This is a genomic window from Micromonospora phaseoli, from assembly GCF_900109115.1.
In the GTDB taxonomy this organism is placed as follows: Bacteria; Actinomycetota; Actinomycetes; order Mycobacteriales; family Micromonosporaceae; genus Micromonospora; species Micromonospora phaseoli.
Window position 1 is genome coordinate 294,010 of sequence record NZ_FNYV01000008.1, and the last position, 11,958, is coordinate 305,967.

The window sequence follows — 11,958 nt, forward strand, 5'->3', positions numbered from 1 at the left end:
CGGCCCCCGTCGTTTCGATTCCGACGATCTGATCGTACGAAGTGCCGTCCTTCTCCGGCCCACCTCGGTCTGCACCGTCTTCGCCCCATGACCATTACGCACATTGACCCGCCGGCCCGACTCCTCGTCGACGCCAGCCTCGTCAGGATGGGCATCCAAGCCGATGCCCACGGCTTGGTCGACCGCCTCCTCCGCGCGCCCTCGCCCGGCTCATCCGCACCACGAAAATCATCAATGTTGCCGCGTTCGCTGACGTGCTTGAACATCGAGCGGTGCTGGAAAGCGTTCGTGCGGTAGGGCTGGTGAGCGACAGAATGGCGCCCACGTGATCCTTAGCGTTCCGTTGAGGTTGGCGAAGACGATGGCCGGAGATGGTGTGGTACGCCCCCGTCTGACTGAGGCGCCGCGGGAAGTCCGTGCCGTGGTGGAGGAAGCGCTGGGCGAGCCGGTGAAGCTCGAACAGCCGGCCGCTGCGGGGTTCACGCCGTCGGTCGCGTCCGCCGTGACCGGTGGGTCTGGCCGGTCAGTGTTCGTCAAGGCTGCGCCGACCGGCGGCGGCCTTGGCGAGGCCGTGCGCACCGGTGTGCAGTTGGCGCCTCTCATCGGGGACTTGTCGCCACGGTTGCTGGCGGCGGAAGAACCCGAGGGCTGGGTCGTCGCCGTCTATGAGCACGTGCCGGGATTCACTGTCGAGCAGTGGGACGAGTCCGCAGTCGCCGCGATGCTGGACGTCCTGGCCGTAGTCCGGGAACGGCTGGCAGGCCCACCTCTGCCTGGGGCCATCCGGTATGCGGACGCGTTCGCTCCGATGCTGGGCGCCTGGCGGTCCCTGGCGCGCCGTCCGGGAGGTGACGCCTCCACAGTGGCGCATCTGCGCGACATCGAACTGCCGGTGCCGATCGCGGTTGATCTGCTGGCCGAGCTGGAGGAACAGTGGTTCGCGGCGGTAGGCCCGGGTGACGCGATGCAGCACGGGGACCTTCGGCGGGACAACGTCATCAGGTTTGCCGCCGACGGCGGGCAGCGGCTGTGGGTGGTGGACTGGACGCATGCGTGGACCGGGCCGGGGTGGATGGACCTGGTGCGCCTGGCTCCGGACATGGCCGCGAGCGGTCGTGATCCCGAGGCCGTGTTGCGCCGCTCGTGCTGGGCGGACGCCGACCCGCATGCGGTCAATGTGGCACTGGCCGGCCTGGCGGGACGCGCCTGGCGGGACGGCCACCTGCCGGGCCTTTCCGCCTTGAGGAAGATGCAGCTCCAGCAAGCGGTTCCTACCCTCGTCTGGCTGGGTCGGCGCCTGCGCAGTAGCCCGTAGGGGAAGACTGCCGGCACCGACTTCCGACGCATCTTCTGGCCAGAGCTCCTTGAACGCAGGTAGACGCTGGATGCGGGAGGGTGAGTCTCGCGCACGCCCAAGATCGATCAAGCCCTTTTGAGTGGTGTGTCTCATTCGTGATTCTTCGAGGGGTGGGGTTACGCGGTGGGGTCTCAGCGATCGCGGGGGATCCGCCCTTCGGGGACTCGTTCGAGCCGCGTCCAGCCGCGCCACCCGCGTTGCTCGAGGATCGCCAGCAGCCGTCGAGCGACCGGTGCGGACTCGGTCATTGCCGCGTCCAGCAGGGCCGAGAGCGGGTCCGTCCGGTCGGCGCCGCCGATCTCCAGCTCACCGCTCTGGACAGCGCGGATGCGGAGGTGCTCGACGAGGTCGGCGAGTTCGACGACTCGCGGATCGTCGGGCGGCCAATCCGGTGCGGAGCCGAGGAGGCGATAGAGGTGTGTCATGTCCGGGTCCTCGTCCAGGTGGCGGTGCTTCTCGGCGATCACGGCGTCGATGCTGAGCGGAACCTGCGCGGCGAGCATGATCCAGGCGTCCCTCTCGAGCACGATGTAGCCCTCGCCGACGCCGAGCCCGCGCAGCCGGTCCAGGTAGTCCACGACGCTCTGGGGAAGAGCCAGGTGGTCGCCGGCGGCGAGCTTGGCGATCCGCTTGCGGTTGCTCTGGAGGCGACGGATGTCGGCGCTCAAGGCCTTGTCGATCTCCTCGACTGCTCGGGCGAACTCATCGGGGCCGGCGACGAGGAGTTCCTGCACTCGAGCGAGGGGCACGCCCGCATCCGCCAGCACGCGGATCCGGATCAGCCGCACGACGGCGGCTGCGTCGTAGCTGCGGTAGCCGGACTGGTCGCGTTCGGGCTCGGCGAGCAGGCCGATCTGGTGATAGTGCCGCACCGTTCGCACCGTCACCCCGGCGTAGGAGGCCAGTTGGCTGATCGTGAGCATGGGCTCCAGACTGCCTCAACCGGCAACACCGCGGATCGCCTCGGCGATCGCGCGGAAGTCCTTGCGGAGGATCGCGCCGTGATTGCTCGCGACCTTGGCGTGAATCGTGATGTGCGGGTTGCGTTCGGCCACCGCAGGCACGCTGGCGCGGATCATCTCCTGCCCGTCCCCCTTGCTGCCGAACGACGTTCCGGATGCGAGCACATACCGGGTGGGGACGGTGATCCTGTCCATCACCGGACCGAGTTCCCGTTCACGCGCGAGCTTGCCGACTTCGATGTTGCATTCGGCCATCTCCAGGGCGGTCATTCGCGGCGTGAGTCCCGTCACGCGGAGTGGCACCATCAGCCATTGCAGGCGACGGAAGACCTTTCGGATCCCTTGCTCCATCTCGTCCGTGAGCCAGTCGTGCGGCTGTGCCCCATCGACCAGCACAGCGCCGATCGTCCGGTCCGGATTGCGGCTCGCCCAGTGTGCGGCGACGAAGGCGCCGTACGACCACCCGACCACCAACGCTCGGTCGACACCTCGAGCGTCGAGTACGGCATCGACATCGTGGACGGCGGCCTTGAACGAATAATCCGCCGAACGTCCGGACCTGCGCCCACGGGCCCGCTCGTCGTAGGTGATGTGCCGCCAGTCTGGCCCGAGTTCGGCGATGACCCGCCGCCAGTAGCCCTGGGTCGCGAACTGGCCGTTGAGGTAGATCACCGGCGTTCCGGAGCCACCTGAATCGGTGACGGCCAGAGCAGTGTCGTCGACCGGCACCATGCCGGTCCAGGTCGGGGTCGAGGACGAGGTCGAGGTCGAGGTCGTGTTGGTCATGGCGTCTCCTTTCCGTTCCGCAACGTGTGATCGAGCGTGCAGGGTTGACGCTGCGTCGGGGTCAAGCCTCAAAAGGGGGCTTTATCATGCGAAAATCCGTGCTACGCGGTGATGTTCCCCGGGTTCGGTGGGTTGGTTGACTCGTCAGGCCCGTCGCTCGTTGAGGACAGACGTGCCGAGGAGTAATCCACCGGACTTTTCGTCGTAAGGTCCTTGATCTGCTCAAGGCCGGGCCGGCCGGGCGGTCGGTCGCGGAGCTGGTTCGGGACTTGGAGATCCAGTGAATCCGCAGGCCGATAGTGCCGTGCAGATGATGGCGGCCGCCGTCCGTGTCCGGCTCGAGAACCTCGTCGAACTCGAACAGTTCGGCATCCTTCGCCGGAGCCGTCCCGCTCGAAAGCATGGGCGCCCGGGCACCGGGTACCCACCGGGCATGGGTAGCCAAAAGCGCAACAAGCATGACAGCGGCGGCGAGTCGGCGCGGGGCAGCCGGCACCCGGGCAGCGGAGCACGGGGCCGGCAGGGGGCCACGGTGGAGCACTCGCCGGGCCAGCGGCATGAGCGCACCGCGACCGGGTCGGCCGGCACCGAGCGCGACCATGGCCGGTCAAAGGCGGCCCGGGAGGGGCGGGTCAACCGCCAGGGTACGGCCTGACCCGCGGCCGCCGCGCCTGCCTGGTGCGGCTCCTGTCCGCACAGTTGCAATCCGACGAGCGGGATTGCCGGTGGCGCGCCGTACGAGACTGGGCAACTGCTCAGCGTTTCTACAACCAGCGCCGCCGGCACTCCGGCTGCGACTGGCGCTCACCCATCGACTACAAACGACTAACCGCCCGCCTCCCGGAGGCCCAGGCCGCATGACGGAGCCCTCCACGGTTTCAACTCCCGTGGGCGCTTCATGGCGGGCTGGCGGCAGGTAGGAGCTGCGCGGGCGGATACAGATGTTGCTCGGCCAGATCGTCTAGGAAGGTCTGGCAGCATCCGACGAACCGGGCGAACTCGTCGAGATCCGCCTCGTCCTCCCCAGGGCGGTCGACCCCCCAGTCGCCGGCTGCGGCAGTCAACCTCTGCCAGCGGTGACGAGCGTCGGCGGCGTCCAGCGGACGGCGCAGGCACCGGGGGTCGCGCATCAGGAACCCGATGGCGTAGTGGTCGATGACGTGCTGAAGACGAAGCTGCAGTTCGCGCCCCTGCACACGGGCATATGGGGCGGCGTCCGTGGAGATTCCCCACCGTGCCTGCAGGCACACCATCGTGGCGCCACGGATGAACGTGTGGAGTGCGGCCGACGGGTCGCTCGCCCGGAAGTAGTAGAGGAACGGGAAGCGCTGGGTGTCCTCGTCCACCGAGATCAGCCTCTCCTGCAGGCTCTGGAGGTAGGAGCCTCCTCCCAGGACCACCAACTCCGCCGCGCGTACCGGGTCGTCGGCCTGAGTCTGCACCGTACGCGCCGCGCTTCTGAGCTCTGAGGTGAGCGGGTAAATCGACAAGATATACGTGATTGCCGCGGTGATCAGGCCGAAGCCCGCAGCGGCCTCAATGACGGTAATCAGGCGCAGTGTGTCCGTTCCACCGACGATGTCGCCGAAGCCCACCGTCGTCAAGGACATGCCGCTCATGTACAAGGCGTCGAGGAAGTTCAGCGAACCGTAGGAAACCGAGGGCGAGTAGGAGAGCCCGGCCATGTTCGGCAGGAACAACAGCGCGAAACCTGCCCACATGAGCGCCGTCCACACCACCACGATCGCCAGCACGGCGAGCATCCCCGCGCTCGACAGGATCCGCGGACGGCCGGCGCAGCGAGCCAACAAGCGGGTGGCCGACCACACCCCGACTCCGGTCACGAGAGTGACCGGCCCCCGGCGCGTGGGGTGCAGCACGGTCATCACAGCGTCCACGATCCCGAGGGCTATGAGTAGAACCCCGGCGGTGACAGCCCACACCCGTGCCCCCCAACCCGCACCGGAGCCTGCGGCCCGACGATGCAACGTATCCATGCTGTTCGAACCGTTCCGACGGCAGCCACGCGCATGCCGGCTCACACCTCACGCATCCGCCTCTGACGCTGCGGCCCCATCGTTTCGTCCGGGTCGGCGGACCAAGTCGAGGCCCTCGTGCTGTCCTTGCCTGTCACCGGCAGTCGTGCCGCTGCACACCCGATTTCACCCGGCTCGTCGGTCGAGGATCATCGGATCTTCGCGGCGCAGCCGGTCGTCACCGACGCCACCTCGACTCCCTGCATTCGATCCGGGCTACTCGTTTCGTCAGCACATTATCCGCGACCGGGCTGCTCAGATGGCCATTCCGGGATTCGCCACCGGGGCTCCACTGCCCTCGCGCAGGGCTGGCCGGCCAGCCTCCTGCTCGGGACTTCTCCTGTGGACCAACCCCGGATGACTCTGTCCGGCTGCCGTCGTCTGTCTCATCGCCGGCCGGACGGCGACAGTCCGGCTCATCGAGCGTCGTCCGCGGGGACCAGCCGCCAGGCGCACTCGCCAACGTAGGCCCGGCCGGTAACGGCGCCTTCGACGGCGGCGATCCGAACCGCAGCGCCGGCCGGGGCCCGAGCGTGGATCGCCTGCGACTCGCCACCCTCGCCGCAGCCCGATCCGGTGATCGCTCGGGGTTTCCCCTGCACGACGCGGTCGAGCCGGAACGCTGAACGGGTGGAGCAGCGATCGGACGGACCGGCGCGGAGAGGTTTGCTGTCGGTCAAGCGTGCCCTGTGGTCGCTGGCCGTCGGCGTCGTCGCCGGGACGGCCACCGCGCTGCTCGGGGCGCCGGAGCTGACCCCGCTGGTGATCTGGACGATTGCGGCGGGCACGATCCTCGTCTGGGTGTGGCGGGCCTGCTGGTCGGCGAGCCCGGAGCGTACCGAGCAGCTTGCCGAGGCGGAGCAGCACTCCCGTTCCACCGACTCGGCGATCCTGATCGCGTCCGTCATCAGCCTCGCCGCCGTGGCCGAGGCGCTCGTTCGGGCCTCGAACCAGCAGGACACCGTGGCTGTCATGCTGGTGATCCTCAGCGTCGTCGCGGTGGTCCTGGCGTGGGCGCTGGTGAACACGGTCTTCGCGTTCAAGTACGCCCGGCTGTACTACCGCGACGACGGCGGCATCGACTTCAAGCGGGACGATCCACCGGCGTACGCCGACTTCGCGTACGTCGCCTTCACGGTCGGCATGTCCTACGCCCCGGGCGAGAACGAACCGACCAGCAACCGCATGCGCCGGATCGCGCTCGGGCACGCGCTGCTCTCGTACACCTTCGGAACCGGCATCCTGGCCGTCGCCATCAACCTGGTCACCAACCTGGGCCAGTCGTGACCCGCGCGGCATCGACATGCGCCGGCTGCTGGAACGGATCCGTTAGGGCGAATCCGAGCTGCGTCATCACCCACACGATGACGGGCGACGTCTGCGGCGGACGAAGGCGCTGGTCGCAGCCGGGAGCGGTCGATGGTGCCCAGGCGGATCGCCGCGCCGACCGACCTCGACGCGCCACGTGACCGCGAGCGGAACGGACGGGAGTGCCCGATGACGGTCGCCGGTGGCAGGAAAGTCGGTGGATGACCATGAAGATGGTCCTGGTGGTCGCGGTGGCCCTGGTGGTCGCAGCGGGCCTGCTGGCTGGCGTGGTGGTCCAGCGTCGGGCCGGTGGTCGTAGCTACCGTTGGCTGCTCGCGCCGCTGTACCGCGCATGCCGACGCCCCGCCATCGCCGTGCTGCTCCTCGCGGCGCTGTATGCCGGAATCCGCGCGTACCCCGGCGCGGGACCCCCCATCGTCCGGCGCGTCGTCCTGGTGCTGTTGATCGCGACCGTGACGTGGCTGGTACTTCGCGCCCTGCACGTCGCCGAGGGGGCCGCGTTCAGCCGGCTGCCGGGCGAGACGCGGGCCGACCGCCGGCTCCGCCGCGCCCGCACCCAGATCCGACCGGTACGGCGCCTCACCTCGGTCGGGGTGACGGTCGTGGGGATGGGCCTGATCCTCACCACGTTCCCTTCGCTGCGCGCCATCGGGCTGTCCGTGCTCACCTCGGCGGGTGTCGTCGGCGCGCTGCTCGGCCTGTCCGCACGCACCGCGCTCGGCAACGCCTTCGCCGGCATCCAGGTCGCGTTCGCCGACGGACTCCACGTGGGGGACGTGATCGTGGTCGACGGGCAGTGGGGGCGCGTCGAGGAGGTGAAGCTGACAAACGTGGTCGTCCGGCTCTGGGACGACCGGATGCTCATCCTGCCCACCACCTGGTTCACCGAGCACCCCTTCCAGAACTGGACCCGGCATGGGACGCGGGTGGTCGGCGAGACCCGGCTCCACGTCGATCACACCGCGGACCTGGACGACCTCCGCACCGAGACGAGGCGGATCGTCGAATCGTCACCACTGTGGGACCGGAACCAGTGGGTGCTGCAGATGGTGGATGCGACGCCCCAGACCGTCGTCGTCCAGGTCCAGGCATCGGCGGCCGACGGGCCGAGTGCGTGGGACCTCCGCTGCGACGTCCGCGAGAGCCTCATCCGGTACCTGCGCGACCACCACCCCGAGTGGCTGCCCCGCACCCGCAGCGAGTACCACCCCTGAGCCCGGACACCCCCGGCTCACTCCGTGCGCGGTCGGGCCCTGTTCAGGCGCCGCCGCCTTCGGCGGCGCCTGTGCCGGTGTCACCCGTTCAAAGCCGTCGAGTCCAGGAAGCTCGGACGTTCCGTGACCCGCCGTAACGGAAGGTCGCGGTCGGCGAGCGCGTCGGTGGCGACGCAGTACCAGCGGCGGCGGGTGAGGGGGCAGTAGACAGCCGTCGGCGGAGACCGTCCGACCCCATCGACCAGCGGCTTCGACGCTCCGTCGGCGCCGATCATCGGGCGGGCTCGAAGACGGCGCGGACGCAGCCGTCGAGCTTGTTCTTGAACATGTTGTACCCGTGTGGCGCCTCGTCGAGTGGCATGGTGTGTGTCGCGAGGTGTTCGGTGACCAGTTCGCCGCGTGCCATCCGTTCGAGCAACATCGGGATGTAGCGGTGGCCGTGCTGTTGGGCGCCGCGCAGGGTGAGGCCCTTGTTCATCAGCGCCCCGAGCGGGAACTTGTCGACGAGGTTGGCGTACACGCCGAGCAGGAACACGCTCCCGCCCTTGCGGCAGTGGTAGATGGCCTCCCGGGCGGCGATTGGACGGTCCGATTCCAGGCGTAGCTGCTGTTTGACCTGGTCGTACAGGTATTGCGGTCCGGTGCTGTGGGACTCCATCCCCACCGCCTCGATGCACACGTCAGGCCCGCGCCCGCCGCTGCGTTCCAGCAGTTCACCGCCGACGTCCTGGGTCTGGTAGTTGAGCGACTCCACGCCCAGGTACTTCTCCGCCATCTGCAGCCGATTGGCGAAACGGTCAATGATGATCACCCGCTCCGCGCCGAGCAGGACAGCCGCGCGGGCGGCCATCTGGCCCACCCCGCCGGCACCCCACACCGCGACCACGTCACCGGCCTTGACCCCACCGAGGTCCGCGCCCATCCAGCCGGTCGGGGCGGCATCGGAGGCGAAGAGAGCACGTTCGTCGCTTACCTCGTCCGGGACGGTGAAGGCTCCCTGGTCGGCGTAGGGGACGCGGATGTACTCGGCGTGGCTGCCCGCGAAGCCGCCGAGCGCGTGCGAGTAGCCGTAGCAGCCGCCGGGTGCAAAGCCCCAGATGCTTTCGGTGATCGCGGGGTTGGTGTTGCCGTTGTCGCACAAGGAGTACTGCTGTTGCTGGCAGTACCAGCAGTGGCCGCAGGAGACGAACGAGCAGACCACCACCCGATCGCCCACCTTGTGCTTACGCACCTGCGGGCCGACCTCGACCACCTCGCCCAGGAACTCGTGCCCGAGGACGTCGCCCCGCTCCATGAACGGGATGTAGCCGCCCAGCAGGTGCAGGTCGGAGCCGCACGTCGCCGTCTTGCGCACCCGGATGATGGCGTCCTGCTCGTTGCGCATCGTCGGGTCCGGAACCTCGTCCACCGACAGTTCGTTGACGCCTTGCCACAGCAGTGCCTTCACAGTCGCCCCTCCCGGCGCCCCTGCCGCGTCGCCATCTGCAGCGGTTTGTTGACCACCGTCGTCTGGGTGGTGGGTGGGAAGTCGGGGTGCAGCACCTCGCCGGTCTCCAGCAACTGCTTCGCCTCCCGCAGTGCGGCGCGGATGGCCTGGTTGGGATCGCGACCCGCGAGTCGCCTGACTCCCTCGGTCACCGGCGACTGAGCGCCGTCACGCAGCCGCACGGCCAGCTCGACGCCGCGGTCACCCGCGGCGCGGCGGATCTGCACGTCCACGGCATCACCGAGACCGGCCAGTGGCTCCGGAAGTGGCGAGTCCGGGGTCAGCTCGTCGCGGGCCGGATTCACGGTCAGTACGTGCCACCGCGGCTCGCGCCGCATCAACGGCCCCTGCTTCCAGGGTCCTTGACGACCCGACGGAAGCAGGAGCCTGCGGAGGGCCAACCCTCCGATCGCAATGGTCGCCGCCTTGATCAACGCCTTCATGTACACCCCCGAGTCGACCCCACCCGTCGCCGCATCTGCTCGACCGACGGCTCCGTCATGACAAACCTGCCATGTCCCTGCACCGTCACGCTGGAGAATCCGCGCCAGCAAGGGCAGGGGTGCGACCGCCCCCGGCCCGTCGACCGGCGGGCTGGCGGCCGCCTCGAACAGGGTGAGCAGGGCCGCCCGCGTACGGACCCATGTCGGCGTAGCCGTAGGCGGCACCGGCCATGCCGGGCGCCGGGTTGGCCACCAGACAGTACGCGGTCAGGCCCTGGTTACAGTTGGCGCGTGACGCTGACCGTCCGTGGCCAGCCGTACACGACTGCCTTCATTCAGTACCCCCGCGTGAAGATTCCGCCCTACCGCGGCGCCATGACCGCCTGGCAGTCACATTCTTGCAATCCGATCGCCCCCATCTGATGATCCGCGCTACTGGTTCGGTTGGGAGGAGCCGGTTATCGCGGGTGCCAGTGGGTAGCCCACCGGCCGTGAACAGGCCAACGGACGACATCGGCAACCGGTCGGACACCAGCCGTGCCACAGCGTTCAGCGACTCCGTGTTCGCCATCATCATCACGCTGCTCGTGCTGGATCTCCGGGTGCCGGACGTACCGCCCGGTCGCCTGCTGTCGGGGCTGCTGGAGCAGTGGCCGGGTTACGTCGCCTATCTGGCCTCGTACGCCTACGTGGCCGTCGTCTGGCTGAACCACAAGAGCGCGTTCAATCGCGTCAAGGAGAGTGATCGGGGGCTGCACTGGGTGAATTTCTCCGTCCTGTTCACCACCGCGCTGCTGCCGTTCCCGACCGCCGTCGTCTCGGACGCACTTCAGGAGAACGACCAGCAAGACCAACGCGTGGCCGTCGCCTTCTACGCGCTGATCGGCGCGCTGCTCTGCGCGAGCTGGCTGGCGTTCTTCCACTACCTGGCCCGGCGCAGAGACCTACTCAAGGAGGAGGTGAGTGAACGGCACTTCCCCGCCGAACGGGTTCGGGCACTCGTCGGGGTCGCCCTCTATGTCGTCGCGGGGCTCATCGGGTACCTGGTCGCACCACTTGCCGGCCTGGTGATCTTCGTCGTGCTGCCGGTGTTCTACGCCGTCACCAGCGGCGGTCTGTACCAGGCGCCTCTCACTCGCCGGATCGCGCGTCGCCCTCCGGCATCGGGGAGCTGACGGGGGCGGCCGGCTACCTGGTGACACCGCTGATCGGCCTCCCCATCCTCCTCGTCTACGCCGTCACCGGCGTGGGCCTGTACCAGTTTCGGGTTGCCCGCCGGATCGCCCTCCGCCACCACCCGGCTGCGGGCGGGCGAACCGCCGTTTCACCCCGGCGGGCGCGGGTACCCGCCGTAATCCGTTCGGAAGGGGGTCCGAGGTGAACTACACCGAGTTCATCCAGTCCGTGGCAGCACGACCGAAGGTCCCACCGGGGCAGGCGGAACCAATCACCCGCGCCACCCTCGAGACGTTGGCAGAAAGGATCACAGGCGGCCAGGCGAGGGACCTCGCCTCCCGACTCCCACAGGAACTACGAGGGCTGGTGGCTAGGCCCACCGAAGATCCGGAACGGTTCGGACTGGCCGAATTCTTCGACCGGGTGCAGTCACGGGCCGGGGTGGAGCGCCAGGTGGCCACCGACGGAGCACGGGCCGTGCTGGACACCCTTCGTGAGTCGGTCAAAGCGAAGGAGTACGGGGACGTTGTCGACCAGTTGCCGCAGGAGTTCTGGCAGTTGACTGGGCCGAGGGCGGAACGGCTCCAGACCCGCCGGGTCGGCACCTAGCTAAGCCAGGGCGCCCGCGGACCCCGCCAGAAAGCTTGGGCGTTCGCGGGCGCCGATCTCGCCTGGCTCCCGAGGCGGCCCGCAGGCTGGTTGAACCCGACGCCACTGACCGCCACCGTCAGCCCGGCGCTCACCGCCTTCCACCGTCGGATCTCCCGAGCGGACGGCGCCGACCTCGACCGGCGCCGTCTGCCGAAACGGTCGGTGACGCTACAACATCTCTAGCGGTTGCGGGCCGGCCGGCGGCGGGAACGCCGTGTCGAGGGCCGCCACGTCCTCCTCAGTCAGATACAGGTCGCGTGCTTCCGCGTTCTCGCGGGTGTGTTCGGGATTGGACGATCGAGGGATGGCCGCGACCCTCTCCTGCCGCAACAACCAGGCCAGCGCCACCTGAGCGGGCGTGACCCCGTGCCGGGCGGCGACCTCCGCGATCTGGGGGTGGCCGAGCAGTCGGCCCTGCTCGATCGGCGAGTACGCCATCACCGGGATCCGGTGCTCGCGTAGCCACGGCAGCAGGTCGTACTCGGGACCGCGGCGGGTGAGGTTGTACAGGATCTGAT

The 11,958-nt window shown here is 68.8% G+C and carries 13 protein-coding genes; 7 read left to right on the top strand and 6 right to left on the bottom strand.

Annotation, left to right across the window (positions count from 1 at the left end; genetic code table 11):
- Positions 1–421 precede the first annotated feature (421 nt).
- Positions 422–1,315, top strand: coding sequence for a phosphotransferase family protein (locus tag BMY89_RS21335; protein ID WP_232521466.1), 894 nt, complete (start codon positions 422–424; stop codon positions 1,313–1,315).
- 173 nt (positions 1,316–1,488) lie between these two features.
- Here BMY89_RS21335 and BMY89_RS21340 read toward each other — a convergent pair whose 3' ends face one another.
- Complete coding sequence (locus tag BMY89_RS21340; RefSeq protein ID WP_092381789.1) at positions 1,489–2,280, bottom strand: MerR family transcriptional regulator; 792 nt, start codon at positions 2,278–2,280, stop codon at positions 1,489–1,491.
- 15 nt (positions 2,281–2,295) lie between these two features.
- Positions 2,296–3,105 carry an alpha/beta fold hydrolase gene (locus BMY89_RS21345; RefSeq protein WP_092381790.1) on the bottom strand — a complete coding sequence of 270 codons (810 nt, stop codon included), beginning with the start codon at positions 3,103–3,105 and terminating at the stop codon, positions 2,296–2,298.
- Between the two features lie 433 nt (positions 3,106–3,538).
- On the opposite strand from BMY89_RS21345, the gene BMY89_RS30020 reads away from it, so the two are divergent.
- Positions 3,539–3,760 (top strand): hypothetical protein, encoded by a 222-nt coding sequence (locus BMY89_RS30020; RefSeq protein WP_139217987.1) that lies wholly within the window; start codon positions 3,539–3,541, stop codon positions 3,758–3,760.
- A gap of 241 nt (positions 3,761–4,001) precedes the next feature.
- Here BMY89_RS30020 and BMY89_RS21355 read toward each other — a convergent pair whose 3' ends face one another.
- Positions 4,002–4,991, bottom strand: a complete 990-nt coding sequence (locus BMY89_RS21355) for a potassium channel family protein (protein WP_170147753.1) — start codon at positions 4,989–4,991, stop codon at positions 4,002–4,004.
- A gap of 780 nt (positions 4,992–5,771) precedes the next feature.
- Here BMY89_RS21355 and BMY89_RS21360 point away from each other — a divergent pair.
- Entirely contained in the window at positions 5,772–6,428 is a 657-nt protein-coding gene (locus BMY89_RS21360) for a DUF1345 domain-containing protein (RefSeq protein ID WP_198414088.1), read from the top strand.
- 242 nt (positions 6,429–6,670) lie between these two features.
- Positions 6,671–7,684 carry a mechanosensitive ion channel family protein gene (locus BMY89_RS21365; RefSeq protein WP_232521467.1) on the top strand — a complete coding sequence of 338 codons (1,014 nt, stop codon included), beginning with the start codon at positions 6,671–6,673 and terminating at the stop codon, positions 7,682–7,684.
- A gap of 271 nt (positions 7,685–7,955) precedes the next feature.
- Here the strand turns inward: BMY89_RS21365 and BMY89_RS21375 are convergent, their stop codons facing one another.
- Positions 7,956–9,131, bottom strand: coding sequence for a zinc-dependent alcohol dehydrogenase (locus BMY89_RS21375; RefSeq protein WP_092381795.1), 1,176 nt, complete (start codon positions 9,129–9,131; stop codon positions 7,956–7,958).
- Complete coding sequence (locus tag BMY89_RS21380) at positions 9,128–9,508, bottom strand: hypothetical protein (RefSeq protein WP_092381796.1); 381 nt, start codon at positions 9,506–9,508, stop codon at positions 9,128–9,130. Before BMY89_RS21380 ends, BMY89_RS21375 begins: the two co-directional genes overlap by 4 nt.
- A 396-nt stretch (positions 9,509–9,904) precedes the next feature.
- Between BMY89_RS21380 and BMY89_RS31385 the strand changes: the two genes are divergently transcribed.
- From BMY89_RS31385 to BMY89_RS21390, 3 genes are all read left to right on the top strand, one after another.
- Positions 9,905–10,036, top strand: coding sequence for a hypothetical protein (locus BMY89_RS31385; RefSeq protein ID WP_269766882.1), 132 nt, complete (start codon positions 9,905–9,907; stop codon positions 10,034–10,036).
- A gap of 68 nt (positions 10,037–10,104) precedes the next feature.
- Positions 10,105–10,788, top strand: a complete 684-nt coding sequence (locus tag BMY89_RS21385; RefSeq protein WP_232521468.1) for a TMEM175 family protein — start codon at positions 10,105–10,107, stop codon at positions 10,786–10,788.
- A gap of 202 nt (positions 10,789–10,990) precedes the next feature.
- Positions 10,991–11,398 carry a DUF2267 domain-containing protein gene (locus BMY89_RS21390; RefSeq protein ID WP_092381798.1) on the top strand — a complete coding sequence of 136 codons (408 nt, stop codon included), beginning with the start codon at positions 10,991–10,993 and terminating at the stop codon, positions 11,396–11,398.
- A 210-nt stretch (positions 11,399–11,608) separates the two neighbouring features.
- Here BMY89_RS21390 and BMY89_RS21395 read toward each other — a convergent pair.
- The coding region (locus BMY89_RS21395) for an aldo/keto reductase (RefSeq protein ID WP_139217988.1) at positions 11,609–11,958 on the bottom strand (350 nt) is incomplete at its 5' end.